29 protein-coding genes and 1 tRNA gene are annotated in these 26,132 nt (G+C 65.5%); 24 read left to right on the top strand and 6 right to left on the bottom strand.

Annotated features, from left to right (window positions below; genetic code table 11):
* Positions 1-5: 5 nt before the first annotated feature.
* A complete protein-coding gene (locus ACAM57_RS13880; protein WP_369662061.1) occupies positions 6-938 on the bottom strand; it encodes a LysR family transcriptional regulator in 933 nt (310 codons plus the stop codon).
* Positions 939-1,060: 122 nt separating this feature from the next.
* On the opposite strand from ACAM57_RS13880, the gene ACAM57_RS13875 reads away from it, so the two are divergent.
* Positions 1,061-1,678 (top strand): NAD(P)-dependent oxidoreductase, encoded by a 618-nt coding sequence (locus ACAM57_RS13875; RefSeq protein ID WP_369662060.1) that lies wholly within the window; start codon positions 1,061-1,063, stop codon positions 1,676-1,678.
* Positions 1,679-1,734: 56 nt separating this feature from the next.
* Here ACAM57_RS13875 and fumC read toward each other — a convergent pair whose 3' ends face one another.
* On the bottom strand, positions 1,735-3,132 hold the full coding sequence (gene fumC / locus ACAM57_RS13870; RefSeq protein WP_369662059.1) for a class II fumarate hydratase: 1,398 nt from the start codon (positions 3,130-3,132) through the stop codon (positions 1,735-1,737).
* A 512-nt stretch (positions 3,133-3,644) separates the two neighbouring features.
* On the opposite strand from fumC, the gene proV reads away from it, so the two are divergent.
* The 7 genes from proV (at position 3,645) to ACAM57_RS13835 (ending at position 12,626) form a co-directional block, all read left to right on the top strand.
* Positions 3,645-4,907, top strand: a complete 1,263-nt coding sequence (gene proV, locus ACAM57_RS13865; protein WP_126023925.1) for a glycine betaine/L-proline ABC transporter ATP-binding protein ProV — start codon at positions 3,645-3,647, stop codon at positions 4,905-4,907.
* A gap of 21 nt (positions 4,908-4,928) precedes the next feature.
* The gene (gene proW, locus ACAM57_RS13860; protein ID WP_369662058.1) at positions 4,929-6,095 is read left to right on the top strand and encodes a glycine betaine/L-proline ABC transporter permease ProW; all 1,167 of its coding nucleotides are present in this window, start codon (positions 4,929-4,931) and stop codon (positions 6,093-6,095) included.
* Positions 6,096-6,112: 17 nt separating this feature from the next.
* The gene (gene proX / locus ACAM57_RS13855; RefSeq protein ID WP_369662057.1) at positions 6,113-7,126 is read left to right on the top strand and encodes a glycine betaine/L-proline ABC transporter substrate-binding protein ProX; all 1,014 of its coding nucleotides are present in this window, start codon (positions 6,113-6,115) and stop codon (positions 7,124-7,126) included.
* 64 nt (positions 7,127-7,190) lie between these two features.
* Positions 7,191-8,744, top strand: a complete 1,554-nt coding sequence (locus ACAM57_RS13850; protein ID WP_369662056.1) for a fumarate hydratase — start codon at positions 7,191-7,193, stop codon at positions 8,742-8,744.
* Positions 8,741-9,535, top strand: coding sequence for a glutamate racemase (gene murI / locus ACAM57_RS13845; protein ID WP_369662055.1), 795 nt, complete (start codon positions 8,741-8,743; stop codon positions 9,533-9,535). Before ACAM57_RS13850 ends, murI begins: the two co-directional genes overlap by 4 nt.
* Before the next feature lie 8 nt (positions 9,536-9,543).
* Complete coding sequence (locus ACAM57_RS13840) at positions 9,544-10,332, top strand: hypothetical protein (protein WP_369662054.1); 789 nt, start codon at positions 9,544-9,546, stop codon at positions 10,330-10,332.
* An 89-nt stretch (positions 10,333-10,421) separates the two neighbouring features.
* Positions 10,422-12,626 carry an Ig-like domain-containing protein gene (locus ACAM57_RS13835; RefSeq protein WP_369662053.1) on the top strand — a complete coding sequence of 735 codons (2,205 nt, stop codon included), beginning with the start codon at positions 10,422-10,424 and terminating at the stop codon, positions 12,624-12,626.
* Between the two features lie 10 nt (positions 12,627-12,636).
* Here the strand turns inward: ACAM57_RS13835 and ACAM57_RS13830 are convergent, their stop codons facing one another.
* From ACAM57_RS13830 to ACAM57_RS13820, 3 genes are all read right to left on the bottom strand, one after another.
* Positions 12,637-13,941 carry an MFS transporter gene (locus ACAM57_RS13830; RefSeq protein ID WP_369662052.1) on the bottom strand — a complete coding sequence of 435 codons (1,305 nt, stop codon included), beginning with the start codon at positions 13,939-13,941 and terminating at the stop codon, positions 12,637-12,639.
* Between the two features lie 41 nt (positions 13,942-13,982).
* Positions 13,983-14,624: a DUF6806 family protein gene (locus ACAM57_RS13825; protein WP_126023918.1), complete on the bottom strand. Its 642-nt coding sequence runs from the start codon at positions 14,622-14,624 to the stop codon at positions 13,983-13,985.
* 101 nt (positions 14,625-14,725) lie between these two features.
* Positions 14,726-14,813, bottom strand: a tRNA-Leu gene (locus tag ACAM57_RS13820).
* 253 nt (positions 14,814-15,066) lie between these two features.
* On the opposite strand from ACAM57_RS13820, the gene ACAM57_RS13815 reads away from it, so the two are divergent.
* The 9 genes from ACAM57_RS13815 (at position 15,067) to ACAM57_RS13775 (ending at position 20,549) form a co-directional block, all read left to right on the top strand.
* Positions 15,067-17,634 (top strand): DNA-directed RNA polymerase, encoded by a 2,568-nt coding sequence (locus ACAM57_RS13815; RefSeq protein ID WP_369662051.1) that lies wholly within the window; start codon positions 15,067-15,069, stop codon positions 17,632-17,634.
* A 110-nt stretch (positions 17,635-17,744) separates the two neighbouring features.
* Complete coding sequence (locus tag ACAM57_RS13810; protein ID WP_369662050.1) at positions 17,745-18,032, top strand: hypothetical protein; 288 nt, start codon at positions 17,745-17,747, stop codon at positions 18,030-18,032.
* 10 nt (positions 18,033-18,042) lie between these two features.
* Positions 18,043-18,243: a hypothetical protein gene (locus tag ACAM57_RS13805; protein WP_369662049.1), complete on the top strand. Its 201-nt coding sequence runs from the start codon at positions 18,043-18,045 to the stop codon at positions 18,241-18,243.
* On the top strand, positions 18,240-18,548 hold the full coding sequence (locus tag ACAM57_RS13800; protein WP_369662048.1) for a hypothetical protein: 309 nt from the start codon (positions 18,240-18,242) through the stop codon (positions 18,546-18,548). The genes ACAM57_RS13805 and ACAM57_RS13800 overlap by 4 nt, the downstream gene beginning before the upstream one ends.
* A 61-nt stretch (positions 18,549-18,609) precedes the next feature.
* On the top strand, positions 18,610-19,314 hold the full coding sequence (locus ACAM57_RS13795; RefSeq protein WP_369662047.1) for a hypothetical protein: 705 nt from the start codon (positions 18,610-18,612) through the stop codon (positions 19,312-19,314).
* Positions 19,271-19,708: a hypothetical protein gene (locus tag ACAM57_RS13790; RefSeq protein WP_369662046.1), complete on the top strand. Its 438-nt coding sequence runs from the start codon at positions 19,271-19,273 to the stop codon at positions 19,706-19,708. Before ACAM57_RS13795 ends, ACAM57_RS13790 begins: the two co-directional genes overlap by 44 nt.
* Before the next feature lie 3 nt (positions 19,709-19,711).
* Complete coding sequence (locus ACAM57_RS13785) at positions 19,712-20,152, top strand: N-acetylmuramoyl-L-alanine amidase (protein WP_369662045.1); 441 nt, start codon at positions 19,712-19,714, stop codon at positions 20,150-20,152.
* Complete coding sequence (locus ACAM57_RS13780) at positions 20,149-20,328, top strand: hypothetical protein (protein WP_369662044.1); 180 nt, start codon at positions 20,149-20,151, stop codon at positions 20,326-20,328. Before ACAM57_RS13785 ends, ACAM57_RS13780 begins: the two co-directional genes overlap by 4 nt.
* Complete coding sequence (locus ACAM57_RS13775) at positions 20,325-20,549, top strand: hypothetical protein (protein WP_369662043.1); 225 nt, start codon at positions 20,325-20,327, stop codon at positions 20,547-20,549. The genes ACAM57_RS13780 and ACAM57_RS13775 overlap by 4 nt, the downstream gene beginning before the upstream one ends.
* Here the strand turns inward: ACAM57_RS13775 and ACAM57_RS13770 are convergent.
* Positions 20,512-20,835: a Rap1a/Tai family immunity protein gene (locus tag ACAM57_RS13770; RefSeq protein ID WP_369662434.1), complete on the bottom strand. Its 324-nt coding sequence runs from the start codon at positions 20,833-20,835 to the stop codon at positions 20,512-20,514. The genes ACAM57_RS13775 and ACAM57_RS13770 overlap by 38 nt on opposite strands.
* Before the next feature lie 114 nt (positions 20,836-20,949).
* On the opposite strand from ACAM57_RS13770, the gene ACAM57_RS13765 reads away from it, so the two are divergent.
* The 7 genes from ACAM57_RS13765 to ACAM57_RS13735 all read left to right on the top strand — a co-directional run bounded on the left by ACAM57_RS13765 (position 20,950) and on the right by ACAM57_RS13735 (position 26,070).
* Positions 20,950-21,183: a hypothetical protein gene (locus ACAM57_RS13765; protein WP_369662042.1), complete on the top strand. Its 234-nt coding sequence runs from the start codon at positions 20,950-20,952 to the stop codon at positions 21,181-21,183.
* On the top strand, positions 21,183-21,506 hold the full coding sequence (locus tag ACAM57_RS13760; protein ID WP_369662041.1) for a hypothetical protein: 324 nt from the start codon (positions 21,183-21,185) through the stop codon (positions 21,504-21,506). Before ACAM57_RS13765 ends, ACAM57_RS13760 begins: the two co-directional genes overlap by 1 nt.
* Positions 21,507-21,773: 267 nt before the next feature.
* Positions 21,774-23,219, top strand: coding sequence for a toprim domain-containing protein (locus ACAM57_RS13755; protein ID WP_369662040.1), 1,446 nt, complete (start codon positions 21,774-21,776; stop codon positions 23,217-23,219).
* A 19-nt stretch (positions 23,220-23,238) separates the two neighbouring features.
* A complete protein-coding gene (locus ACAM57_RS13750) occupies positions 23,239-23,592 on the top strand; it encodes a helix-turn-helix domain-containing protein (protein ID WP_369662039.1) in 354 nt (117 codons plus the stop codon).
* Positions 23,589-23,990, top strand: coding sequence for a GNAT family N-acetyltransferase (locus tag ACAM57_RS13745; RefSeq protein WP_369662038.1), 402 nt, complete (start codon positions 23,589-23,591; stop codon positions 23,988-23,990). The genes ACAM57_RS13750 and ACAM57_RS13745 overlap by 4 nt, the downstream gene beginning before the upstream one ends.
* The gene (locus tag ACAM57_RS13740) at positions 23,987-25,861 is read left to right on the top strand and encodes a DNA polymerase (protein ID WP_369662037.1); all 1,875 of its coding nucleotides are present in this window, start codon (positions 23,987-23,989) and stop codon (positions 25,859-25,861) included. The genes ACAM57_RS13745 and ACAM57_RS13740 overlap by 4 nt, the downstream gene beginning before the upstream one ends.
* A complete protein-coding gene (locus tag ACAM57_RS13735) occupies positions 25,861-26,070 on the top strand; it encodes a hypothetical protein (protein WP_106934765.1) in 210 nt (69 codons plus the stop codon). The genes ACAM57_RS13740 and ACAM57_RS13735 overlap by 1 nt, the downstream gene beginning before the upstream one ends.
* Positions 26,071-26,132 lie beyond the last annotated feature (62 nt).

Below are 26,132 nucleotides of genomic sequence, written 5' to 3'. Positions count from 1 at the left end.
CTCTTCTAGCCCCGGCCCTGGCCTGCCTGCGATGCAATGTCCCAGGCGGGCGGGTCGGTGAAGCGCTCGGCAAGAAAGTCGAGCATCGTGCGCAGCGTGGCCGGCATGTGCTTGCGCGAGGCGTAGACCGCGTACATGCCCACCACCTGCGGCTCGAAATCGGGAAAGAGCGGCACCAGTTCCCCGCCATTCACCCGCTCCGCGGTCAGGTAGGTCGGCAGCATCGCGATGCCCGCGCCGGCGGCTGCCAGCGACATCAGACTGACCGCGTCGTTGGCCGACACGTTCCCATCGACTGCGACCGACACCGGCTCGCCGTCGCTCTTTCGCGTGAAGTTCCAGAGGCTGCGGCCGAAGTAGGAATGCGTGAGGCAGTTGCGCTGCGCCAGCTCGTCCACGCGCTGCGGATGCCCGTGCCGGGCCAGATAGACCGGCGAGGCGCACACCACGGAGCGGCAGGTCGTGAGCCGACGGGCGATGAGGTTGGGATCGATCTCGGCCGCCGTGCGGATCGCCAGGTCGATGCGCTCGTCGACGAGGTTCACGGTGCGGTCGAGCAGCACCAGGTCGACCATCACGGCCGGATAGAGCCGCACGTAATCCGCGATCGCATCGGCAAGCTGCGCCTGCGCGAACGATGTGCCGGTGGTGATTCGAAGCTGCCCGCGCGGTGCCTCGGCCGGATGGCGCACCGCGGCCTGCATGTCGCCGGTGAGCTCGAGAACCTGGCGGCAGCGCGGCAGCAGTTCCTCGCCGGCCGCCGTAAGGCTCAGGCGGCGCGTCGTGCGGTGCAGCAGGCGCGCGCCGGTCCATTGCTCCAGTTCGGCGACATAGCGCGTGACGACCGGGCGGGACATGTCGAGCTTGTCGGCAGCGGCCGAAAGACTGCCCGAATCGACCACGGTGACGAACACGCGCATTGCATTCAATCGATCCATTCGAACGATTTTAGGAATAAACAAGCGCGCAAATCGAGGTATTTCTTTCGAAACCAGAAACCTAAGATTCGCTTCATCCCAACCCGATCTATCGATCCTTCCGATCTTTCACAGGAGTCACCATGAGCCACATCGCCATCATCGGCGCCACCGGACGCGCCGGCAGCCAGCTTCTCGAAGAGGCCCTGCGCCGCGGCCATACCGTCACCGCCATCGCGCGCAAGGCCAGCGCCAAGCTGGCGGGCCGCGCCAACGTGAAGGCCATCGACCTCGACGTGCTCGACGGCGCTGCGCTGGAGAAGGCCCTGGCCGGCCACGACGCCGTGTTCAGCGCCGCGCATTTCGCCACCGTGCCGCCCGCGGCCATCATCGAGCCGACAAAGCGCGCCGGCGTGAAGCGCCTGCTGGTGGTCGGCGGCGCGGGCAGCCTGTTCGCGGCGCCCGGGCTGAAGGTCATCGACACGCCGAACTTCCCCGATGCGTACCGTGCCGAAGCGTCGGCCGGTGGCGTGTTCCTCGACACGCTGCGCAACGAGAAGGACCTGGACTGGACCTTCCTCTCGCCCTCCGCCGAGTTCGTCGAAGGCGAGCGCACCGGCAAGTTCCGCCTGGGCAAGGACGACCTGCTCGTGAGCGCCGAAGGCCGCAGCTGGATCAGCTTCGCGGACTACGCGATCGCGTTCATCGACGAGCTGGAAAAGCCCGCTCATTCCCGCCAGCGCTACACCATTGGATATTGAGCGGCAGGCAGCAAAAAAGGACCCTCGCGGGTCCTTTTTTGTTTGAGCCGGCCGAATCAACGCCCGGTCATGTTCTCCGGCACCACCCACTGGTCGAACTGCTCGGCCGTCAGGTGGCCCGATGCGATCGCCGCCTCGCGCAGGCTGGTGCCCTCCTTGTGCGCCTTCTTGGCGATGAAGGCGGCCTTGTCGTAGCCGATGTGGGTGTTGAGCGCCGTCACCAGCATCAGCGAACGCTGCACCAGCTCGGTGATGCGCTCGCGGTTGGGCTCGATGCCCACGGCGCAGTGGTCGTTGAAGCTCACCATACCGTCGGCCAGCAGGCGCACGCTCTGCAGGAAGTTGTGCGCAACCATCGGACGGAACACGTTCAGCTCGAAGTTGCCCGAGGCGCCGCCGATGTTGATGGCCACGTCGTTGCCGAACACCTGCGCGGCCAGCATCGTCACGGCCTCGCTCTGCGTCGGGTTGACCTTGCCCGGCATGATCGACGAGCCGGGTTCGTTCTCGGGAATGCTCAGTTCGCCGATGCCGCTGCGCGGGCCGCTGGCGAGCCAGCGCACGTCGTTGGCGATCTTGTTCATGCTGGCGGCCAGCGTCTTCAGCGCGCCGTGCGCATGCACCAGCGCATCGACGCTGGCCATGGCCTCGAACTTGTTGGGCGCGGTCACGAAAGGCAGGCCGGTGAGCTTCGCCAGCTCGGCCGCTACCTGCTGCGCATAGCCCTTGGGCGCGTTGAGACCGGTGCCGACGGCCGTACCGCCCAGCGCCAGTTCGCACAGGTGCGGCAGCGCGGCGCGCACATGCGCCTCGCCGTGCGCGAGCTGCGCCACGTAGCCCGAGAACTCCTGGCCCAGCGTGAGCGGCGTGGCGTCCTGCAGGTGGGTGCGGCCGATCTTCACGATGTCGGCGAAGTCCTTGGACTTCTGCTCCAGCGTGCCGCGCAGCTTGGCGATGGCCGGCAGCAGCTTGTGGGTGATGGCCTCGACGGCCGCCACGTGCATCGCCGTGGGGAACACGTCGTTGCTCGACTGGCTGCGGTTCACGTCGTCGTTGGGGTGAACGAGGCGGCCTTCGCCGCGCTCGCCGCCGAGGATCTCGCTGGCGCGGTTGGCCAGCACCTCGTTGACGTTCATGTTGGTCTGCGTGCCCGAGCCGGTCTGCCAGACCACCAGCGGAAACTCGCCCGGGTGCTTGCCGGCGATGACTTCGTCGGCCGCGGCCACGATGGCGTTCGTCTTCTTCTCGTCCTGCAGGCCCAGCGCGTGGTTGACCACGGCGGAAGCGCGCTTGACCTGGGCCAGCGCCTTGATGATCTCGCGCGGCTGCTGCTCGCCGGAGATGTCGAAGTTCTGCAGCGAGCGCTGGGTCTGCGCGCCCCACAGCTTGTCGGCCGGCACGTCGATCGGTCCGAAGGTATCGCGCTCGGCACGGGTCTTGGGGGAAGTCGTCATGAGAAAAAGCTCCGCAGGATCATGAAAAGTCGCGCCGCCTTCCGGCGCCTTCGCAGTATCGCCCCAATGAGAGTGGCTCTCATCTGACGTGGTCATTGCATCGCCTCCGACGGCGCCGCATCGCCTCCGAGGTTGACCGCATCATGTCGAAAAGTTATAATCGATAGCTTCTGACGACCAACAAGTCATGATGATGACGGCGTTGGTCAAGCCTTCACTACTCGCGGATCTCCGAATCCCGTCGCGGTGCAAGGTGCTCCCGCCGGGCCATGCCCGGCAAACCGGCCGGATCTTTCCGGCTCCATTGCCACGTCACGCTCTTCCAGTCGGCGCCCCTCGACCAGGCCCGTCGCGCTGCGAATGAAGCATCCGGCGGGCACTGGCTTCGTCGCCCTGTCGTCTTCAGTGCCTGCCGGCCGCCCATCGATGCGATGGGCCGGGACGTGGCTGCGCCGCTCCTTCGGGAACGGCCAACCCACAGTCAACCCTTCACCCAAGGAGAGCCCCGACGTATGGCCAAAGGAATTCTCATCGACCATGTCTTCAAGGTGTTCGGCGACGAGCCCGAACAAGCACTGGAGCTGGTCCGGCAAGGACTTTCGAAGAAGGAGATCCTGGCGCGCACCGGCCAGTCGATCGGCGTGTTCGACGCCACCTTCGAGATCCAGGCCGGAGAAATCTTCGTCATCATGGGCCTCTCGGGCTCGGGCAAGTCGACGCTGGTGCGCCTGCTGAACCGGCTGATCGAGCCGACCGCCGGGCGCATCGTGATCGACGGCGCCGACATCAACGAGCACTCCGACGCCCGCCTGCGCGCGCTGCGCCGCAAGGACATCAGCATGGTGTTCCAGTCGTTCGCGCTGATGCCGCACATGACGGTGCGCGAGAACACCGCCTTCGGCCTCGAACTCTCGGGCACCGGCAAGAAGGAGCGCCTCGCGCAGGCCGACAAGGCGCTCGCGCAGGTGGGCCTGGCGGGCTGGGGCGACAGCTACCCCGACGAGCTCTCCGGCGGCATGCAGCAGCGCGTGGGTCTGGCGCGCGCGCTGGCCTCCGATCCGTCGATCCTGCTGATGGACGAGGCCTTCTCGGCGCTGGATCCGATCATCCGCACCGAGATGCAGTCGGAGCTGCTGCGCCTGCAGCAGGAGCAGCGCCGCACCATCGTCTTCATCTCGCACGACCTCGACGAGGCGATGCGCATCGGCGACCGCATCGCGATCATGAAGGACGGCCAGGTGATCCAGGTCGGCACGCCCGATGAGATCCTGCGCAGCCCCGCCAACGACTACGTGCGCAGCTTCGTGCGCGGCGTGGACGCGGCGGCCGTGTTCAAGGCCGGCGACATCGCGCGCAAGCAGCTCACCGTGGTCTGCGAGCACCCTGAGCGCGGCGCGCGCGCGGCGCTCAAGCAGCTGGAAGACCAGGACCGCGACTTCGCCTACGTCACCAGCCCGAACAGGCGCTACCTGGGCACCGTGTCGGCCGACACGCTGCGCGCCGCGCTCGACGGCCATTCCGGCCCTCTGGGCCTGCGCCACGCGTTCCTGAACGACCTCGGCACGATCGACGCCGATGCGCCCGTGGCCGGCCTCTTCGGCCAGGTGGCCCAGGCGCCGTGCGCGATGCCGGTGGTGGCGGCCGACGGCCGCTTCTGCGGCGCGATCAGCAAGACGACGCTGCTGAAGTTCCTCGACCGCGACACGCCGCCCATCGACCCGGCACACCAGCCGCAGCAACCCGTGGCCGCCGTTGTCTCAGCCAACGCCGCCTGAACGAACTCGAAGGAACAACAGATGAACGACACCGCACTGCCCTCCGAACTCGCGCCGATGAACGACGCATCGACCGCGCTCGCGACGCCCACGCCGATCGACCCGTGGGAAGCCCTGTCGGCCGCGCCCGACGGCTCCGCAACCAGCGCCTGGCTCGACGCCCCCGCGCCGCTCGATGGTGCCCATCAGCTCGCCGGCAACGCCGATGCCGCCGGCGGCCTGCAGCTGCACCGCCTGTGGGATGGCTCGCTGCCCGTCGAATCCTGGATCAACAGCGGCCTGGGCTGGGTGGTCGAGCACTTCCGCCCCTTCTTCCAGACCGTGCGCCTGCCCATCGACGGCACGCTGAACTGGATCCAGGGGCTGCTCACCGGCCTGCCCACGCTGGCGATGATCGCGCTCATCGGCCTGCTGGCCTGGCAGTTCGCCGGCCGCGCGCTGGCCATCGGCACCACGGTGGCGCTGCTGCTGGTGGCCATGCTGGGCATCTGGCCCGAGGCGATGGTGACGCTGTCGCTGGTGCTGACCTCGCTGGTGTTCTGCATGGCCGTGGGCCTGCCACTGGGCGTGCTGCTGGCCAGCAGCGACCGCGCGCAGCGCGTGATGCGCCCGGTGCTCGACGCGATGCAGACCACGCCGGCATTCGTGTACCTGGTGCCGGTCGTGATGCTGTTCGGCATCGGCAACGTGCCGGGCGTGATCGTGACCATCGTCTTCGCGCTGGCGCCGCTGGTGCGCCTGACCAACCTCGGCCTGCGCCAGGTGCGCCCCGACCTGATCGAGGCCGCGCGCGCCTACGGCGCCTCGCCTTGGCAGATGCTGGTGAAGGTGCAGCTGCCGCTGGCCATGCCGTCGATCATGGCGGGCATCAACCAGGCGCTGATGCTGTCGCTGTCGATGGTGGTCATCGCCTCGATGATCGCCGTGGGCGGCCTCGGCCAGATGGTGCTGCGCGGCATCGGCCGGCTCGACATGGGCCTGGCGACCGTGGGCGGCCTGGGCATCGTGCTGCTGGCGATCTCGCTGGACCGCCTGACGCAGGCCATGGGCAAGTCGCGCCGCAGCGCCGGCCGCCGCTGGTGGCACACCGGCCCGGTGGGCCTTGCGCTGCGGATGCTGCAGCGTGCTGTGGCACCGGGCCGCTCGAACGCCGAGCCCGCGCCCGCTCTTTCGGCCCAGGCGCAATGAACGGAGGAACCCGCCACATGAACGAGAAGACCAGATTCATCGCACGCGGCCTGCTGGCCCTGGCCTTCGTGGCCAGCGGCATGGCGGCGCAAGCCGCCAACGATCTGCCCGGCAAGGGCGTCACCGTGCAGCCGCTGAAGAGCTCGCTCGCCGAGGAAGCCTTCCAGACGTTGCTGGTGATGCGCGCGCTCGAGAAGCTCGGCTACACCGTGGAGCCCATGAAGGACCTGGAGCCCGCCACCGAGCACCTGGCCATCGCCAACGGCGACGCCACCTTCATGGCCCACCACTGGAGCCTGCTGCACGCCGACTTCTACAGGAACAGCGGCGGCGACGCCAAGCTGTGGCGCAAGGGCGTGTATTCCGAAGGCGCGGTGCAGGGCTACCTGATCGACCGCAAGACGGCCGAGCAGTACGGCATCACGAACATCGCGCAGCTGAAGGATCCGGCCATCGCGAAGCTGTTCGACATCGACGGCGACGGCAAGGCCGATCTCACGGGCTGCAACCCCGGCTGGGGCTGCGAGCTCGCCATCGAGAACCACCTCACGGCCTACCAGCTGCGCGACACAGTCAGCCACCGGCAAGGCAGCTACGCCGCGCTGATGGCCGACACCATCGCGCGATTCAGGCAGGACAAGCCGGTGCTCTACTACACGTGGACGCCGTACTGGGTCAGCGCCGTGCTGCGTCCCGGCAAGGACGTGGTGTGGCTGCAGGTGCCGTTCTCGTCCTCGCAAGGCGACGGCGGCAACGTCGACACGCAGCTGCCCAACGGCAGGAACTACGGCTTCCAGGCCAACGATGAGCGGATCGTCGCCAACCACGCCTTCGTCGAGAAGAACCCGGCCGCCGCGAAGCTGTTCGAGGTGATGAAGCTGCCGATCGGCGACATCAACGCCCAGAACCTGCGCATGAGCCAGGGCGCCAACTCCCAGCAGGACGTGGAGCGCCACGCCGACGGGTGGATCCGGGCGCACCGGCAGCTCTTCGACGGCTGGGTGGAGCAGGCCCGGGAAGCGGCACGGTAAGCGGGGCAGGCGCGGCGGCTGAGATAATCGGGGGGCGTTTCACATTCCTAAAAAGCCCCCCACCATGACGACCACGATCCAGCAGGCCGACCTGATCGAATCGATCAGCGCCGCGCTGCAGTACATCAGCTACTACCACCCCGCCGACTACATCGCCCACCTGGCCCGCGCCTACGAGCGCGAGCAGAGCCCCGCTGCCAAGGACGCGATCGCGCAGATCCTGACCAACAGCAAGATGAGCGCGACCGGCCAGCGCCCGATCTGCCAGGACACCGGCATCGTCAACGTGTTCCTCAAGGTGGGCATGGACGTGCGCTGGGGCGGCTTCACCGGCAGCCTGGACGACGCCATCAACGAAGGCGTGCGCCGCGGCTACAACCACCCCGACAACACGCTGCGCGCCTCGGTCGTGGCCGACCCGCAGTTCGACCGCAAGAACACCAGGGACAACACGCCCGCGGTGATCTTCACGGAGATCGTGCCGGGCGACAAACTTGAAGTCACCGTGGCCGCCAAGGGCGGCGGCAGCGAGAACAAGAGCAAGCTGGTCATGCTGAACCCCGGCGACAGCGTGGTCGACTGGGTGCTGAAGACCGTGCCCACCATGGGCGCCGGCTGGTGCCCGCCGGGCATGCTGGGCATCGGCATCGGCGGCACGGCCGAGAAGGCGGCGCTGATGGCCAAGGAAAGCCTGATGGACGACCTCGACATGCACGAGCTGCTGGCCAAGAAGAACTCCGGCGCCGAACTGAGCAAGGTCGAGGCGCTGCGCGTCGAGCTGTACGAGAAGGTGAATGCGCTGGGCATCGGCGCACAGGGCCTGGGCGGCCTGGCCACCGTGCTGGACGTCAAGATCCAGATGTACCCCACGCACGCGGCGAGCAAGCCCGTGGCGATGATCCCCAACTGCGCGGCCACGCGCCACGCGCACTTCACGATGGACGGCAGCGGCCCGGTCTACCTCGAGGCGCCCTCGCTCGACCTTTGGCCCGAGGTGAACTGGGCTCCCGACGAGAAGAAGAGCAAGCGCGTCGACCTCGACAAGCTCACCCCCGCCGAAGTGGCGAGCTGGAAGCCGGGCGACACGCTGCTGCTCAACGGCAAGATGCTCACCGGCCGCGACGCCGCGCACAAGCGCATCCAGGGCATGCTGGCCAAGGGCGAGAAGCTGCCGGTGGATTTCACCAACCGCGTCATCTACTACGTCGGCCCGGTCGATCCGGTGAAGGACGAGGCCGTCGGCCCCGCAGGCCCGACCACCGCCACCCGCATGGACGGCTTCACCGAGATGATGCTGGCGCAGACGGGCCTGATCGCCATGATCGGCAAGGCCGAGCGCGGCCCTGTCGCCATCGAGGCCATCAAGAAGCACAAGAGCGCCTACCTCATGGCCGTGGGCGGCGCCGCCTACCTGGTCAGCAAGGCCATCAAGACCGCCAAGGTGGTGGGCTTCGAGGACCTGGGCATGGAAGCCATCTATGAATTCGACGTGGTCGACATGCCCGTGACGGTGGCGGTCGACGCCGGCGGCACCAGCGCGCACATCACCGGCCCGGCCGAGTGGCAGAAGCGCATCGCCACGGGCGAGTTCAAGACCATCATGATGGAAGAAGCTTGAACAACGTAGGCGTCTTCGACAGCGGCGTGGGCGGGCTCAGCGTGCTGGCCGCGCTGAGGGCCGAACTCCCGCACGAGAACTTCGTCTACTTCGCCGACACGGCCTATGCGCCCTACGGCGAACGCGGAGACGCCTACGTGATCGAGCGCTCGCGCGCGGTGGTCGAACACCTGCTGCGCGAGCACGGAATCAAGGCGCTGGTGGTGGCCTGCAACACGGCCACCACCGCCGCCATCCACCTGCTTCGGGCCGATCACCCCGACCTGCCGATCGTCGGGCTGGAGCCCGGCCTCAAGCCTGCCGTGGCTTCGAGCCGCACGGGGCACATCTCGGTGCTGGCCACGCGGGGCACCCTGGCCAGCGCCAAGTACGCGAACCTGCGCGCTTCCTTCGCGGGATCGGCCGACGTCCGGCCCGTGCCCTGCGACGGCCTAGTGAAGGCGATCGAGGGCTTCGACTCGGACGGCATCGCGGCGCTGAGCGAGCGCTACATGGCCGAGGCCGGCCCCTTCGGCGACGGGCCCGGCGAGGTCGACACGGTGGTGCTCGGCTGCACCCACTATCCGCTGGTGAAGGAAGAACTGGGCAAGCATGCGCCGGCGACGCTGCGCTTCATCGACACGGGGGTGCCGGTCGCGCAGCAGACGCGGCGCCTGCTCGCATCGGCGGGGCGGCTCGCCGATGGCACCGGAGCCGCTGGCAACCTCCTGCTGCAGAGCAGCGGCGATGTCGCCGTGCTCGAAGCCGCGGCCGCCAGGTGGCTCGGGCTTTCGGCAACCGCCACAGCCTGAACCGAGCCATGCGCCTGCCGCTGCTGCGCCACGCCGCCCTCTTCTTCCTGGGCCTTGCGGCCGCCGGCCTGAGCCACGCGGCCTGCGAAAGCGGCCTTGCCGAGCGCATGCATGCAAAGCTGCACCCCCACCGCCAGCTCGACGAGCGGCTCGCGGCCTGCAAGGTGTGGCCGGCCTTTCCGGGGCGCAGCATCGTGGTGCTGCCGATGCCGCGCGAAACCACCGACCGGGGCGCCAAGGTCTTCGATCTCGAGATCCTGCTGATCCAGCGCCCCGACAACGGCAACACCGACCGCGACACCGTCATCGGCCGGCTGCTGCAGCCCGAGGCGCTCGACGAGGACGCCACCACGTCGATCCAGGACATCCGCATCGACACCTCGCGCTATGTGCTGTCTTCGGAGGCGCGCGCCTTCGGCCTGCGCGTGCGCTACAGGGGCAGCAACGGGCCCGGCAGCCCGCTGGCGAGCGAAACGGTGCGGCTGTACGTGCACCACGGCAAGCAGCTGCGCCAGGTGCTGCAGGAGATCGAACTCGACCACGACCACGGCGGATGGGATTCGACCTGCACCGGGCACTTCGAGAAGCTGCGCACCATGCTCTCGGTCGGCAAGGGCAGCAGCAACGGCCTCGCCGACCTGCAGTTGTCGCGCACGCTGCTGCAAAGCCGCGCACAGGAGCAGGAAGACCAGGGCTGCGTCGAGAAGTCCCTGCCTCCGAAATTCAACACCATCACGCTGCGCTACGACGGCGAGCGCTTCAAGGTGCCCAAGTCGCTCCAGCAGCAAGTCCCCTGACGGGAACCTGATTCGAGCCCGCTTTTTCACCGGGCCGTCACACAAAAGTACCAGCATGCGCGGTTTGTCAAAAAGTATTGCCGCGCACAATGAACTATCTTCCCCAAGCCCGCATTCCCTTCAAGCCCCTGATGCTCGCCGGTGCGCTCGCGCTGGCACTGAGTGCCTGCGGAGGCGGCGGTGGCGGCTCCGGTCCGATCGGCCTCCTTCCGCCCGCGAGCACCACGCCGCCGGCCACGCAGCCGCCGGCACAACCGCCCGCAGCGCAGCCTGAGCCCGACCAGCTCGTCTCCAAGGCGCGATTCACGCCCAATGCAGGCACCACCGAAGGTTCTTCCGACGCATCGACCGCCCTCGCCCTGCCCGGCAACTTCATGATCGTGGCGGACGACGAGTCGAACGTGCTGCGCGTCTACCCGCGCGGCGGCGGCGCCGCGGTGAAGGAATGGAGCTACGAGCTCGAAGGCCCCAAGCTCACCAAGGAGCTCGATCTTGAGGCCGGCACCCGCGTCGGCGACACGCTGTACTTCACCGGCTCCAACAGCAACAAGAAGGACGGCGCCGATGCGGCGGCCGACCGCTCGCACCTGTTCGCGGTCAAGGTCACCGGCACGGGTGCCGACACCGCATTCAGCTATGTCGGCCAGTTCTCGCTGCTTGAAGCGCAGCTCGTCGCCTGGGACTCCGGCAACGCGCACGGCCTCGGCGCGAACCGCTTCGGCTTTGCGGTGTCGGCCGCGGCGGGCATCGTGCCCGAGCGCGTCGACGGCTTCTCCATCGAAGGCATGACCAGCTCGCCGGGCGACACCGCGCTGTGGCTCGGCTTCCGCGCGCCGCAGACGGGCACCACGGTGCGCTCCAAGGCGCTGATCGTGCCGGTGCAGAACTACGCCGCGCTGGTCGCGGGCACCGCTACGCAGGCCACCTTCGGCGCACCCATCGAGCTCGAACTGGGCGGCCGCGGAATCCGCTCGATCGACAAGGGCACCGACGGCAACTACCTGATCGTCGCCGGCCCCGCGGGTGCCGCAAGCCCGGACGTGGATCGCAACTTTGCGCTCTTCGCGTGGGACGGCAACCCGAACAGCGCGCCGGTCGAGCTGTCGAACAACCTCGATGCACTGGCCAAGGACACCGGCGGCAGCTTCGAATCCGCAGTCGAGGTGCCGGGCCCTGTGAAGCCCGGCACGGAAGTCCAGCTGCTGCTGGACAACGGCGACACCAAGTGGGACGGCAGCACCGCCTCGAAGGACCTGCCTCCCGGCGACCAGAAGTTCGACGGCTTCGTGGTGCGCCTGGGCTCGCCGCTGGTGGACACCACCGCGCCGAAGCTGAAAAAGGCATCGTTGGCCGGCCTCGTGGGCGTGAATCTCGACGCCTCGATCGCGCTGTCGTTCAACGAAGCCGTGCGCCTGGGCTCGGGCAGCATCGTTCTGCACAAGGCCGACGGCAGCGTGGTCGAGACCTTCCACGCCAACAGCCCGACCAGCCGCCTGCAGGTGGCCTTCAACAAGCTGAAGCTGGTGCCGACGGCGCCGCTGGCGGCCAGCAGCGGCTACTACGTCACCATCGACGCCAACGCGATCACCGATCCCGCCGGCAACGCCTTCGCCGGCATCAGCGACGCGACGCAGCTGAGCTTCACCACGACCGACGGCGCCACGGCGCTCGCCGCCGGCGACCTGCTCTTCATGGCCGCCAACGCCGAGGCGCCCGACGCTTACGCCTTCGTGCTGCTGAAGGCGGTGAACGGCGGCACGAAGGTGCTCTTCACCGACCGCGACCGCAAATCAGGCACGAACGAGTTCACCGGCATCACCAACGAGACGGCCTTCTTCTGGACCGCCGACCGCAACCTGCCGGCCGGCACCATCGTGACCATCCAGACCGACGTGACGGGCAATCCGGTCGCGGACAAGGGCTTCACGCTCGGGTCGCCGGGCGGCATCGGCAAGTCGGAGACCGTCTATGCCATCTCGGGAGGCAGCATCGCCGGCCTGGGCGACGGCGTGGCCGGGCAAATCACCGCCGTCGGCGACTACCTCGCGACCATCACGCTGGGTGGCACCGCCGGCACCATTCCCGATGCAGTCACGACGGCCGGCACCGCCTTCAGCTTTACGGCGAGCCCCGCCAACCAGACCAACGCGATCTACACCGGCTCGCTGGACCGTTCGGACCTGGCGGCCTTCGCGGCCCGCGTGAAGAACCCGGCGAACTGGACGGTGCGCTACGCACCGGAAGTCGGCTGGCCGCTGACCAACCGCAGCCTGTTCGGCGACAAGCTGCCCTGATTGCCGGCCGTCAGGAGGAGGCGCGCAGCGCGGCCTGGCGGCCGCGCTGCATGTCGATAGGGAGCAGCAGCAACAGCCCCGCCACGAACAGCACCGTGGTCGAAAGAATCGCGATTCGCTGGTTGCCGCCGGTCATCCAGGTGATGGCGCCGAAGCTCAGCGGACCGACGATGCTCGCCAGCCGCGTGGCGAAGGTCCACAGCCCGAAGAACTCGGCGAGCTGCTTCGGCGGCGCCAGGTAGCCCGTCATCGCGCGGCCGGCCGACTGGCTCGATCCCATGGCCAGCCCCGCGATGGTCGCGGCCCACCAGAAGCCGCCCTTGGTGGTGACCAGCGCTGCGATCACGCAGACAGCGATCCACGCGACGAGCGTGCCGGCCAGCGAGACCTTGTGGCCGATGCGGTCCTGCACATAGCCGAAGCCGAAGGCACCGAGTGAAGCCGCGATGTTGAGCACGAAGATCAGCACCATGGTCTCGCTTGCCACGAAGCCGATCACCTGCTCCGCGTAGATGGCGGCAAGCGTGATGGCCACCGCCACGCCGCCCTGGTAGCAGACGGTGCAGGCCAGCAGCCACATGAAGTCGCGATACGCGCGCGCCTGACGGTAGGTGGCGAGCAGCTGCTGCCAGGCGCCCTGCTCGTTGCCGGCGGCGCGGGGCTGTGCGCGCTCGGGCAGCAGTGCGAAGGTGGCGCATGCGGCGAAGCCATAGATGGCTGCAGTGATCAGCATCGTGACCGGCACGAAGTGCGCCGCCGGCAGCCCCTTGGATTGGGACCACAAAACGTAAGCCAGACAGATGCCCAGCGCCAGCATGCCGCCCACATAGCCAAAGGCCCAGCCCCATCCGCTCACCTTGCCCATGCCTTCGGCCGTCGCCAGCTCGGGCAGGAAGGCACCCGTGAGGGACTCGCCGTAGGAATAGAAGGCGTTGGAGACGATGATCAGCGCCATCGCGAGCGCGACGCCGCCGGTGCCGGAGAAGCTGGGCGTGACGGCGAGCGCAGCCGTCGCGAAGACGCAGCCCAGGGTCGCGAGAACCAGCACGCGCTTTTTTGCCGCGCGCATGTCGGCCCATGCGCCAATGGCGGGCATCGTGAGCATCACGATGGCATAGGAGGTACTGAGCGCCGCCGTCCACGCGAAGGCGGCCCATGGTGCGCCTTTGGCGATGCCGCCCACGAAGTAGGCGGCGAACACAGCCGTGATGACGACGGTGGTGTAGCCCGAGTTGGCGAAGTCGTACATCGCCCAGCCGAACACCTCGCGCTTGCGCACGCCCGGCTGCAGCGCGGAGGCGGGGAACAGGGCCATGCGCGGGCTGCGGCGAGCGGTGCCGGGAGCCAGTCAGGCAGTCAGTGCAGGTGGCGCGGACGGCGGCCGCCGCCGTGGCCACCACCGCTGCCCCCGCTGCCCGGTCCACCGGTGCCGCGCGGGCGCTTTCCAATTTCGAGCGAGTTCACGAGCGCGTCGAAACGGTCGCTGAAGAGGCGATCGATTTCGGCGACCACACCACCCAGCTCGGAGCCGTCGAAGTGGCGTTCCATGAGGTTGACGACGTCTTCGACGAGCAGGTCGCGCTGCACCTGCATGATGGCGGCCGGATTGGGGCCGACGAAGAGCATCAGAAAGTCGTCGCGCGACTCCTCTTCGGGGTCGCCCTCTTCCTCGTCGAAGTCGGTGTCGTAGAAGGTGACCTCGATGGCCGCGCCGCGCTCGGAGAGCTCGTTCAGGCCCATGCACATCTCGTCGAGCGCCTGGCGGAAGTCTTCATCGCCGGCCACGGTCCAGCACATCTGGAGCATGTGGTCCTTCTGCTCGTAGCGGATGCCGGGTTCTTCTTCGTAGGAGCTGGTGGCGCCATCGGCCAGCGACTTGGCACCGGCGTATTTCCACAGCGGCTTGAGCGCCTCCTGGATCTGTTCGAAGGTGACGTCCGAACGCAGCGGCACGTCACCGTGCACATGAATTTCAAATGGAGCGTTGTAGCGAGGCATCTGATGCTCCCTTGTAAGTTGGTACCCGGAACGGGGGTCGAACCCGTATGCCCCGATTAAGGAAGCGGCGGATTTTAAGTCTGTCACGGGTGTTGTCGTTCTGGTGCCCCGAACCGGTCTCGAACCGGTAAGTCCTTGTCGGACGAGGGATTTTAAGTCCCTTGCGTATACCAATTTCGCCATCGGGGCACTGGGTAATCGACCCATTTTGCCACCCCTGTGTCACCCGCTTGGCACACCACGGGCGGAAATGACACAGCTTTTCGCCCTGACCTGACCTGTGCCCCTTCGGACCTGACACACCCGGCACAGCGATTTACCCACCCATTAGGGGGACACCTAAAGATTCCCTCAAGGTGAATCCCTAGAGATTCTTCATAACTATTCCTCCTAAAGAGGTTCATCTCTATGAACCCTTAGGAGTTCCTTCTGGAGTCCTGAAATGAACCCGACCGTGAACCCGGCTGACTTCGCTCGCCCTGAAACTCTCGAATCCGAGATGATTGCCCGCCAGTGGCAACTCGAAGAGGACATGTCACAGCGTGGCGCGGAGACTTTCCAGCGCAACACCAACAACGCCCGGATCGCTGGCCGCGAGGATCAGACCAGCTACGGTGCCACCCTGATGACACACCGTGTGGATGCCGTGGCCGCAGGCGTCAAGGCGTTCATGGACGAAGCCGCCTCCGGCAAGGCCGGGCGCCGCCACCTGGCTGTCCGCATGCTGGCCGGGATGGCACCCGAAACAGTCGCCTTCCTGACCCTTCGAGGCGTGGTCTCGAACCTGACGGCGCCGCGCACCTACCAGCACATGACCACCGTAATTGGGGGCCTGATCGAGGACGAGATTCGGTTATCGGCCGTCCGTGCCGCCGAGTCCAAGAAGTTCCGGCAGATCATGGAAGGGGTCAACAAGCGGGTTGGCTACGACTACAAGCGCATCTACGCCCTCCGCGCCACGAAGGAGTTATCCGAGCACACCCCCTGGACCCGCATCGAGCGCCTCCAAGTGGGCGCCAAGCTGCTGGACATCCTGATCGCCACCACGGGCATCGTTGAGGCCCAACACCAGAAGGAAGGCAAGAACAAGCCGGTCATCTACGTGGTGCCCACCGAGGACACCCTGGCGTGGATCGACCGGCGCAACGCCGCAACCGCCCTCCTGCGCCCCCACTTCGAGCCCATGGTGGTTCCCCCGAGGGAGTGGACCGGGGCCTACGGTGGCGGCTATCTCTCCTCGCACATCCCGCCCCTGCCCATGGTCAAGGTGCGGAACAAAACCTACTTGGCGGAGCTGGAGTCGGCCGACCTCACCGTCCCGCTCGCCGCCATCAACGCCATCCAAAACACTGCCTGGCAGATCAACCCGGAGGTCCTCGCCGTGATGAACAAGCTGTGGGACGAATCCAGCACCCTCGCCAACCTGCCCCCTCGGGACGGGATCGAGATGCCTGCCAAGCCGGGTGACATCGAGACCAATGAAGCCGCCCGCCGCGAGTGGCGCATCAAGGCAACGAAGGTCCGCCAACGAAACATGAGTTCCAAGGGGTCCCGGATCGCCATCAACATGACCCTCGGCTGTGCCAACCGCTACAAGGAGTTCGAGCGCATCTACTTCCCCTGCCAGTTCGACTTCCGGGGCCGGGTGTACAGCGTGACGACCCTCTCTCCGCAGGGCTCGGACACCACCAAGGCCCTCCTCCGGTTCGCCGAGGGGAAGCCGTTGGGGGAGCACGGCGCCACCTGGCTCGCCTACCAAGGCGCCAACCTCGCGGGGAACGATAAGGTTTCCCTGGAGGAGCGGGTTCAGTGGGTCCTCGACAACGAGGACGAAATCATCGCCTCCGCGACCGACCCACACGCGCACCTCGGGTGGTGCACGGAGATTGGGGGGGTGGAAATCGACAGTCCGTGGCAGTTCCTGGCCTTCTGCTACGAGTGGAAGGGCTACCGCGAACAGGGGGAGGCGTTCGTCTCCCGCATCCCGGTGGCGATGGACGGATCGTGCTCTGGTATCCAGCACTTCAGCGCCATGTTGCGTGACCCCAAGGGCGGCGCTGCGGTGAACCTCGTTCCGGCTGACAAGCCACAGGACGTTTACGCCATCGTCGCGGAAATCGTCAAGCAGTACCTCGCGGAGGCCGTGAAGAACGGCACCGAGGATGCCTTGGCGCATACCGACGAGGGCCGCGCCTACGTCCGAGAGGGGACCAAGACGTTCGCCAAGCAGTGGATCGAATTCGGGGTCACCCGCAAGGTCACGAAGCGCTCGGTGATGACCCTGGCCTACGGCTCGAAGGAGTACGGGTTCCGGCAGCAGCTCATGGAGGACATCGTGAAGCCTGCGATGGATGACGCCACCGCCCATGACGGCACGGTGGACCGCCACGCCTTCCCCTTCACCGATGACGGCTACAACGCGGCGGGCTTCATGGCGAAAGCCATCTGGAACGCCGTTTCGGTCACCCTCGTGGCCGCTGTGGGCGCCATGAAGTGGTTACAGGAGGCAGCATCCTTAGCCGCCAGCGAAAACCTTCCGGTCCGCTGGACGACACCTGTGGGGTTCCCCGTCATGCAGGAATACAAGGACACCAAGGCGAACCGCGTGGACACCATCCTCGCAGGCAAGCTGGTGCGAGCCACGATGTACACCGAGAAGCCCGAGCTGAGCACCGCGAAGATGGCGAGCGCGATCAGCCCCAGCTTCGTCCACTCGTGCGACGCCGCCCACCTGATGCTCACGGTTGCCCGTGGGACCCAGGCGGGGATTCACAACTACGCCATGGTCCACGACAGCTTCGGCACTCTCGCGGCTGACATGGAGGTGTTCTTCCCGGTGGTCCGAGAGGCGTTCGTGGAGATTTACACGGAGGTCAACGTGCTTGAGTCCTTCCGGGACGAAATCAACCTGATCCTCAGCCCCACCGCCCGTGACAAGCTCAAACCACTACCTGCAACCGGCACCTTGGACGTGGCTCTCGTGAAGGAGAGCCGCTATTGCTTTGCCTAATTCATCTCGATTTCGAGACCATCTCGGCAATTAACCCACCCATTAGGTGACCCCTACCGGGTTGCCGTTCCGCCCTCTTTCCGAGGGCTTTCAACCTCACAGGAAAACTCATGTTCGCTGGCATCCGCAAGTCTTTCGCAGTCCTCATCGCTGGCCTCGCCGCCGCCTTCCGTGGGACGCCCATCCCGGAACTCGCTCCGGCTCCGTTGCCGATCACGCTCCGCCCCGAGGCTGTGCAGATCACCGGCCAGGTCCGCCATCGCATCCCGAACAGCAACCGTGATGCCCGCCGCAAGGCTGGTCTGCCACACGGCACCTCGGGCGCCAAGCTGATTCGCCGCGCCGCCGAACGTCGCCTGACCCTGCGCGGCCAGGACGTTGCCACCTACGCAGCCTGAGGAGAACGCAATGGCATTCGACTACAGCGTCCCCAGCATCGACAACCCGCCCACCTTCCCGGTGGCCCACGAGGTTCGCTCTCCGTTGGACCGAGCAATCGGCCAGTGGGAAGCCGGTAACCGCATCCCGCTCGACCTCGCCGTGGAACTGATGGAGGAAGGCTACGACCTCCCCACTCTCAAGGCACAGCACCTCGGAGGTCTGCAATGAGCGTGCGCACCCTCCCCAAGGAAATACAGCACCTCTGGAACAGCGCTCCCGTGGTGACCTCGACCATGGAAGTGGCGAACGAAATGCGTGCGCTCAGCCGGGTGCCCATTTCCTACGTGAAAGACCAAGCGGCAAGGCGCCTCACAGGGCTAATCGCTGAAGTAGCGGATTTTCACGAGGAGCCGGAGCGCGACCACGGATTCCGTGGCGACTCCACTCGCTACACGATGAAGGTCATCGCGATGAAACCCGCCGAACTGGCGGTGCTGCTCGCCCGCGCTTACGAAATCGGCGCACGCGCCTGACCCTCTCCCCTCCCTCACGCCCCCGCAAGGTTCGCCTTCGGGGGCGTTCGCATTTCTACACATGGCAAACGACAAGAAATCCAACCCCTCCTTCATCTCGCCCCGTGGTGTGTTCGTCTACCCGGCCCTCAACAAACCCGACTTCGGCACGAAGGACTATCCGAAGCCGGACGGTGAATACAAGGTCACCCTGCGTGTGCCCGAATCGGTCGCCGAGGCATGGCGTAACGGCCCCCTGAAGGCCATCATCGAACAGGCCCGCGAGGAAGCCGATGCCGCGTGGGCAAAGCTGCCCGTGGCGACCCGCAAAAAGCTCAAGGAAATGACCTGGAACGAGGTCGGCACCGACGAGTACGACAAGGAAACCGAGGAGCCCACCGGCTTCGTCCTGTTCAAGTTCGCCATGAAGGCCAGCGGCATCCGCAAGAAGGACAACTCGCCGTGGTCGCAGAAGCCAACCATCTTCGACAGCAAGGGCGTGACCCTGGCGAAGCCCCCGCAGATTTGGGGCGGCTCCGAAGGCAAGGTGTCGGTGGAAGCCTCGGCCTACTTCATCCCCGGCACGGGCGCCGCTGGCGTCTCGCTGCGGCTCAAGGCAGTGCAACTGCTGAAGCTGGTCTCGGGCGGCCAGAAGGATGCCGCAGGCTACGGCTTCGCGGCTGAAGAAGACGGCTTCGACTCCAGCGAGTACAGCGCTCCAGAAGGCGAAGACGCCCCGGCCGATGGCGCTGCCGCTCCCGCAGATGGTGGTCAGGAGGAGTTCTAAGGCCCCGACCCGCAGCCGCAATGTGCTGACCTACCGCTCCGGTCTGGAGGAAAAGGTAGCAAAGCAGATCGCGGATGCGGGTATCGAGGTGGTGTACGAGGACAAAAAAGAAGTCATCCCGTACATCACCCCGGCCGAGCCCCACAAATACACCCCAGACTTCAAGCTGCCCAACGGGATCATCGTTGAGACCAAGGGCATCTTCGACGCGGCCGACCGCAAGAAGCACCTCCTCGTGCGCGAACAGCATCCGAGCAAGGACATCCGGTTCGTCTTCAGCAATTCCAAGGCGAAGCTCTACAAGGGCTCGCCCACGACCTATGCCGCCTGGTGCATCAAGAACGGCTTCGAGTACGCCGACAAGCTGATCCCCGCCGCATGGTTCAACGAGTAACCCATGGCAACGTACAAGAGTCGGGACAAGACCGACTACATCGCAATTCACTGCTCGGCCACGAAGCCGAGTCAGAACATCGGCGCCGCCGACATCGACCGCTGGCATCGCGCCAAGGGATGGAACGGCATCGGCTACCACTTCGTCATCAAGCGAGACGGCACCATCGAGAAGGGCCGCCCGCAGGACGCCGTGGGTGCCCATGTGGAGAACTGGAACGCAGTCTCCGTGGGCATCTGCATGGTCGGCGGGGTCTCCGAGGCCAACGTCAACAAGGCCGAAGACAACTTCACTCCGGACCAGTACGTCTCGCTCCTGGCAGTCGTCAAGCAGCTCACGAAGGACTACCCGAAGGCCACGGTGCAGGGTCACCGCGACTTCCCCAAGGTAGCCAAGGACTGCCCGAGCTTCGACGCGAAGGCATGGTGGGCCAAGCTGGCATGAGCGTGAGCGTTGACCGCGAGGTGGAGTACCACGGCGCCGAGTTCGTGAGCCAGGGAAACACCCTCTCCGCAGTTCAAGCGGCCTACAACAAGGCCATTCTCAACGTCGCCCGCGACGACCGCACACCAGTTCAACTGGAGGTGGTCATCCGGGTGTCCCCGAAGGAAACCCAATGAAAGACATCATCGGCACGCCCCTAGCAGTGGGTGACAGTGTCGCCACGGACGTGACCTACCGCCGCTCCTCGCGCCTTCGCGTGGGCATCATCACGGCAGCGGAAGGCGACTACATCAAGGTGACCTACGACCTCCAGGGCCGCAAACAATCCGTGGGGCGCAGGCCCTCGGGCGTAGTGAAGGTCAACGGCAAGGAAACGCCTTCCGCAACGCAGCCCTAACGGCAATCTCCGCAGGCTGCGAGTGAGTCTGCGGGTTCTCCTTCAGGTACTTCATGACCACCTTCACGAGTAGCAGGCGGTCTCCAGAGTCGTCCTTTGGACACACCCCGGTGTCTGGCCTCCGTGCCTCCGCAGCCTCAATCACGAGCGCACCGAAAGCGGCATCAAGGGCGCCAACGCAATAGCCCGCCTGGAAGGCATCAACCTCGCCATACCTCGGGGCCTTGCGGGTTGTCGCCTCGCACGTCTTCAACAACTCCGCCGCGTCTCCAGTCCCAAGCGCCATAGCGCTCCCCCATGTCGCCATCACGGCGCACCCGAGGGCAACCGCCCTCATCACCTTCTGTTTGTTCATGCCGCCCATTCTAGGGACGGCCTAGCCACGCCCTAAGGAATCCACATGTCAATTCTCAAAGCGCCCATCGACCTGACGGTAGACCTCGTAGCGCGGGGTCTCAACACCGAGGTTAGAGGACTTCTGCGCGAACGCCTTCACGAAGTCGCCAAGGAGCTGATCGAGTCCATATGCAAGGAAGCGGCGGAAAACCTCGTGTCGAAAGTGAGCGAGTTCCATCGCATAGACAAGGGCACGACTGAAGTGGTGGTGGTGTTCAACGGCAAGAAGGTGGACTGATGCAGCTCCAAGAGATTGAGCGGACGCTCAACAGCGTGAGCTTCCCCGGCTACGAGTTCGCTGTGCAACTCCTCGATTTTGGTAGGTACGCCATCTTTGCTCGCTTCAAAGCTCCTTGCACAGTTCATGGTGGCGAGCCCGTGTGGCAGTACACGCGGAAGTGGCTGCTGGAGAACCCGAGCGAAGGCGCCGTGGTCGGGACGTGCCTCAAGCTGGTCCTCACCAGCCTCGAACACGAGGCCCGAGAGATGTTCCTGTGGAAGGGAAAGCGGGTCTTCGATCCACACACGGACATCAACGCCCTCCTCGCCCTTCAGGGGTGATTTCCCCACCCATTAGGTGACCCCTTCGGGTCGCCCGTTTCTTATCTCCTCAAGGTTCGCCGGAGTCTCGCAAGGGGCCTCGGCATTTTTTCGTCTATGGACCGTGACCTCGAAGAAAGCGTGTGCATCCAGAAGGGTCCATGCGCGAAGTGTGGTTCCTCCGATGGCAACGCCCTCTATTCGGACGGCCACGCCTTCTGCTTCGTGTGCAGCCACCGCACCCCCGGTGACGGCGAAGCCCCAACAACCAATCAACGAAAGACCCGCATGAGTGACAACCTCATCTCCGGAGAAGTGCGGGCGCTCCCCAAGCGAGACATCCGCGAAGAGACCTGCGCCAAGTTCGGCTATGCCGTGGGCCAGTTCAAGGGCGCAACGGTGCAGATCGCACCGTACCGCAGCAAAGATGGCGACCTCATAGCTCAGAAGCTGCGCAACGCCGACAAGGAGTTCAGCACCCTCGGCGACTTCAAGGAGGTGGCCCTGTTCGGCGCCCACCTCTGGAGCAAGGGCAAGAAGATCGTGGTGACCGAGGGCGAGATTGACTGCATGACGGTCGCCCAAGTGCAGAACCTGAAGTGGCCCGTGGTGTCCGTCCCGAACGGCGCCCAAGGTGCCAAGAAGGCCATCGCCCGGAACCTCGACTACCTCAACGGGTTCGAGGAGGTCATCTTCATGTTCGACATGGACGAGCCTGGTATCGAGGCCGCGAAGGAATGCGCCGCCCTGCTGCCGGTGGGTAAAGCGAAGATCGCCTCGCTCCCCCTGAAGGACCCGAACGAGCTGCTCCTGGCTGGCCGTGGGGACGAGATTGTTCAGGCCATGTGGAACGCCAAGGACTACCGGCCTGATGGCCTCTTGTCGTTCGACGATGTGATCGATCGGATCAAGGCCCCGGTGCAGCACGGCCTGCCGTGGTTCCTCGAAGAACTCACCGAACTCACCTACGGACGCCGCTACGGCGAGGTCTACACGTTCGGCGCAGGCACTGGCGTAGGGAAGACCGACCTGTTTACGCAGCAGATCGCATACGACATGGATGTCCTCGGGCTCCAAGTCGGGCTCATCTTCCTTGAGACGCCTGCGGCCGAACTGGGGAAGCGTATTGCGGGCAAGAAGATGCGCCGCCTGTTCCACATCCCGGACTCCGGGTGGACTCAGGAGGAACTCGACGCGGGTTCCGAGTGGTTGCGCAACAAGGGCTCCCTCTACGACTCCTTCGGGCAAACCGAATGGGAAGTGGTGAAGGGGCACATCCGCTACATGGCGACAGCCCTTGGTATTCGCGGCTTCTACGTAGACCACCTCACAGCGATGGCGGATACCGCCGATGAAAAAGGTTCTCTCGAACAGATCATGAAGGAGCTTGCTGGCTTGGCCCAGGAGCTGGGAATCATGGTCCACCTCGTGTCCCACCTCACGACTCCCGAAGGGAAGCCGCACGAGGAAGGGGGCCGCGTGATGATCCGCCACTTCAAGGGCTCCCGCGCTATCGGCTTCTGGTCTCACTTCATGTTCGGCCTGGAGCGCGACCAGCAGAACGAGGACCCCGAGGTCCGCAAGCTGACCACCTTCCGGTGCCTCAAGGACCGCTTCACGGGCCGCTCTACGGGAGCCACGCTGACCCTCACCTACGACCGGGACACCGGCCTCCTCTCCGTCACCGACGCCCCTTCGGGCTCGCCATTCCCGGCCGAGCCGGACCCCTTCTGAAACTCACAAAGGAAACCTCATGAACACGCAAGCACCCGCAAAGAAAGTCTCCACCCTCGTCTGCCCCGAGGTCTCGGTCTCTGTGATGGAGGCGCTGACGCCGCAGGCACGATCCCTGTTCGCTCACCTGAACGTGCACCGCAGCGTGACCCAACGCGAGGCCATGATCGAGCTGGGCGTGCAGAGCCTGACCAAGCGCATCTCCGAGCTGCGGAAGCACTTCGTGATCGTGAGCGACATCCGCGTCCACAAGACCACGCAGCAGCGCTACTGCCGCTACTTCTTCAAGGGCCTCAAGCCGGTCAAGCAAGTGGCCGCCGATGTGGCCCGCCCGATGCCCGACCTCACCAACCTGGAACGCGAAGCTGCATGAAGGTCGGCGTTATCGACACCTCCACGGTGTGGATGCGCAACAAGCTGATAGCGGCACAGATCGAATGCCTGCCCTCGGATACCCCCATCGATCCCACTGAGCACCGCTGGTGGGGCCTCTACGTGGGCACCGAGCTGGCGGGCTTCGCGTCCCTCGACCCGGAAACCGGATACCTCTCCCGAGCAGGGGTCCTTCCGGCATTCCGGGGTCGCGGCGGGCAACTCAAGCTCATCAAGGCTCGCGAGAAGGCCGCTCGCGCACTCGGCCTCCCCCTCCTCACCTCCGACACCTACAACAACCCCGCATCGGCGAACAACCTGATCGCCTGCGGGTTCCGCATGTACCAGCCATCGTTCCCGGTGGATGGCGTGTGCTACTGGCGCAAGCCCCTCCAATGAACCCACCAATGCATCGCCGATTGGCGGATGCGGTGTACGACACGGAAACCAACGGACTCCTCGATGAAGTCACGGTGATTCACTGTGGCGTTATCCACGACCGCCGCACGGGCAAGAGCAAACGCTACGGCCCTGAGGACATCACCACGATGTACCTCGACCTCCGCGAGATGGTCCTTCACGGACTCACTGTCGCGGCTCACAACGGGATCAAGTACGACTCCCCAGTGATGCGGAAGCTGGTGCTCAACTACGTTGGCTCCTGTTACACCGCCGACGACTTCGACATCCCCAAAGAGCAGCTCATCGACACCCTCGTGTTGTCGCGCCTGGTTTGGCCCGACATCAAGGAAGACGACAAGAAGCTACTCAAGAACGGGCGCCTCCCCGGCAAGCTGTGGGGGTCTCACTCGCTGAAAGCCTGGGGCTACCGCTTGGGTCTTCTGAAGGGCGAGTACGGGGAACAAGAGAACGCCTGGGAGAAGTTCACGCCCGAGATGCTCGACTACTGCGAGCAGGACGTGGCAGTCACAGTGCGCCTGCTGGAGACCATCGAGCGCAAGCTGGAGAAGACCAACTGCGCCCCCCAGCGTGCCCGCGACATCGAGCACAAGACCGCCTGGCTCATCGCTCAGCAGGAGCGCAACGGCTTCCCCTTCAACGAAGCCGCTGGCCGCGCCCTCTACCTCCTCCTCATCAAGAAGCGCACGGAAATTGAGGCCCGCTTGAAAGAGTGGTTCCCGCCGTGGAAGAAGGATATGGGCGAGTTCATCCCGAAGGTGAACAACAAGACGCTCGGCTACGTGAAGGGCGTGCCCATCCGTAAGTACAAGGACATGGTGTTCAACCCTGGCTCACGCGACCACATCGCAGAGCGGTTGATGACCTTGTTTGGGTGGGAGCCGACCGTGTTCACCGATGGCGGGAAGCCCAAGGTGGACGAAGACACCATCGACGGCCTTCCCTACCCGCCGATCAAGGACCTCCTCGAATACCTAATGATCCAGAAGCGGATCGGGATGGTGGGCGATGGAGACAACGCATGGCTCAAGCTCGTTAAGAACGGACGCATTCATGGCTCGGTCAACACAAATGGCGCGGTTACTGGTCGGGCCACACACGCCTATCCGAACGTTGCCCAAACCCCGGCTTCCAAGTCTCCTTATGGCAAGGACTGCCGAGCCCTGTTCGGGGTCCCCGAGGGATGGCTTCTCGTCGGCGCTGACGCCTCCGGCCTCGAACTCCGGTGTCTCGCCCACTTCATGGCCCGCTATGACGGTGGAGCCTACGTCAAGGTCCTGCTCGAAGGAGACGTTCACAGCCTGAACCAAAAGGCTGCGGGCCTGCCCACCCGCGATGACGCCAAGACCTTCATCTACGCCTACCTCTACGGAGCTGGCGACGAGAAGATCGGGAAGATCGTCAAGGGCACCGCTGCGCACGGCAAGAAGCTCAAGGCCAACTTTCTTGCGAAGACTCCGGCGCTCAAGTACCTCAAGGATGCCGTAGCGGCCGCAGCAAAGCGTGGCTACATCGTCGGCCTGGATGGTCGCCACATCCCCATCCGCTCAGCGCACGCCGCGCTCAACTCGCTGCTTCAGTCGGCGGGTGCGCTCATCTGCAAGCAGTGGCTCATCTTCCTCGAAGAGGCCCTGCAGGCTCGCGGGCTGAAGCACGGCTGGGATGGCGACTACTGCTTTTGCGCGTGGGTTCACGACGAAGTGCAGATCGCATGCCGCAACGCGGAAGTCGCCGCAATCGTGGCCGACCTAGCGCCCCTCATGGTCGCCAAGGCGGGTGAGTCGTTCAACCTCAGGTGTCCCCTCGCGGGTGAAGCCAAGGTGGGTAAGACCTGGGCGGAGACCCACTGATGGACCAGCAAACGCTCGACACCCTCTATGCGCTCTACCTCGCGCCCCGGACGGTGCAGTCCGACTTCGCCCGCCAGTGGGCGGAACAACTCGCCGCCCTCGCCTCACAGGGGCTCATCACAACCAAGGAAGGAAAGGAACTGTATGGCCGACTCTGGCGCATCACCCCTCCAGGACAAAATCAGCTCATTGCCCACGGTCTCCTTTGAGGGATTCGCTCGGGTGTTCGCTGCCGCATACGAAGCAAACCTCAACAGCCGCAGCGGGCAAG

It is taken from the genome of Variovorax sp. V15, assembly GCF_041154425.1.
GTDB classification, from domain to species: domain Bacteria; phylum Pseudomonadota; class Gammaproteobacteria; order Burkholderiales; family Burkholderiaceae_C; genus Variovorax; species Variovorax guangxiensis.
This window is presented reverse-complemented; position numbering and strand designations above follow the sequence as displayed.

Coding starts and splice junctions, on each gene's coding strand:
- ACAM57_RS13880 (WP_369662061.1), bottom strand. CDS start 938: ATGGATCGATTGAATGCAATGCGCGTGTTCGTCACCGTGGTCGATTCG.
- ACAM57_RS13875 (WP_369662060.1), top strand. CDS start 1,061: ATGAGCCACATCGCCATCATCGGCGCCACCGGACGCGCCGGCAGCCAG.
- fumC (WP_369662059.1), bottom strand. CDS start 3,132: ATGACGACTTCCCCCAAGACCCGTGCCGAGCGCGATACCTTCGGACCG.
- proV (WP_126023925.1), top strand. CDS start 3,645: ATGGCCAAAGGAATTCTCATCGACCATGTCTTCAAGGTGTTCGGCGAC.
- proW (WP_369662058.1), top strand. CDS start 4,929: ATGAACGACACCGCACTGCCCTCCGAACTCGCGCCGATGAACGACGCA.
- proX (WP_369662057.1), top strand. CDS start 6,113: ATGAACGAGAAGACCAGATTCATCGCACGCGGCCTGCTGGCCCTGGCC.
- ACAM57_RS13850 (WP_369662056.1), top strand. CDS start 7,191: ATGACGACCACGATCCAGCAGGCCGACCTGATCGAATCGATCAGCGCC.
- ACAM57_RS13840 (WP_369662054.1), top strand. CDS start 9,544: ATGCGCCTGCCGCTGCTGCGCCACGCCGCCCTCTTCTTCCTGGGCCTT.
- ACAM57_RS13835 (WP_369662053.1), top strand. CDS start 10,422: ATGAACTATCTTCCCCAAGCCCGCATTCCCTTCAAGCCCCTGATGCTC.
- ACAM57_RS13830 (WP_369662052.1), bottom strand. CDS start 13,941: ATGGCCCTGTTCCCCGCCTCCGCGCTGCAGCCGGGCGTGCGCAAGCGC.
- ACAM57_RS13825 (WP_126023918.1), bottom strand. CDS start 14,624: ATGCCTCGCTACAACGCTCCATTTGAAATTCATGTGCACGGTGACGTG.
- ACAM57_RS13815 (WP_369662051.1), top strand. CDS start 15,067: ATGAACCCGACCGTGAACCCGGCTGACTTCGCTCGCCCTGAAACTCTC.
- ACAM57_RS13810 (WP_369662050.1), top strand. CDS start 17,745: ATGTTCGCTGGCATCCGCAAGTCTTTCGCAGTCCTCATCGCTGGCCTC.
- ACAM57_RS13805 (WP_369662049.1), top strand. CDS start 18,043: ATGGCATTCGACTACAGCGTCCCCAGCATCGACAACCCGCCCACCTTC.
- ACAM57_RS13800 (WP_369662048.1), top strand. CDS start 18,240: ATGAGCGTGCGCACCCTCCCCAAGGAAATACAGCACCTCTGGAACAGC.
- ACAM57_RS13795 (WP_369662047.1), top strand. CDS start 18,610: ATGGCAAACGACAAGAAATCCAACCCCTCCTTCATCTCGCCCCGTGGT.
- ACAM57_RS13790 (WP_369662046.1), top strand. CDS start 19,271: ATGGCGCTGCCGCTCCCGCAGATGGTGGTCAGGAGGAGTTCTAAGGCC.
- ACAM57_RS13785 (WP_369662045.1), top strand. CDS start 19,712: ATGGCAACGTACAAGAGTCGGGACAAGACCGACTACATCGCAATTCAC.
- ACAM57_RS13780 (WP_369662044.1), top strand. CDS start 20,149: ATGAGCGTGAGCGTTGACCGCGAGGTGGAGTACCACGGCGCCGAGTTC.
- ACAM57_RS13775 (WP_369662043.1), top strand. CDS start 20,325: ATGAAAGACATCATCGGCACGCCCCTAGCAGTGGGTGACAGTGTCGCC.
- ACAM57_RS13770 (WP_369662434.1), bottom strand. CDS start 20,835: ATGGCGCTTGGGACTGGAGACGCGGCGGAGTTGTTGAAGACGTGCGAG.
- ACAM57_RS13765 (WP_369662042.1), top strand. CDS start 20,950: ATGTCAATTCTCAAAGCGCCCATCGACCTGACGGTAGACCTCGTAGCG.
- ACAM57_RS13760 (WP_369662041.1), top strand. CDS start 21,183: ATGCAGCTCCAAGAGATTGAGCGGACGCTCAACAGCGTGAGCTTCCCC.
- ACAM57_RS13755 (WP_369662040.1), top strand. CDS start 21,774: ATGAGTGACAACCTCATCTCCGGAGAAGTGCGGGCGCTCCCCAAGCGA.
- ACAM57_RS13750 (WP_369662039.1), top strand. CDS start 23,239: ATGAACACGCAAGCACCCGCAAAGAAAGTCTCCACCCTCGTCTGCCCC.
- ACAM57_RS13745 (WP_369662038.1), top strand. CDS start 23,589: ATGAAGGTCGGCGTTATCGACACCTCCACGGTGTGGATGCGCAACAAG.
- ACAM57_RS13740 (WP_369662037.1), top strand. CDS start 23,987: ATGAACCCACCAATGCATCGCCGATTGGCGGATGCGGTGTACGACACG.
- ACAM57_RS13735 (WP_106934765.1), top strand. CDS start 25,861: ATGGACCAGCAAACGCTCGACACCCTCTATGCGCTCTACCTCGCGCCC.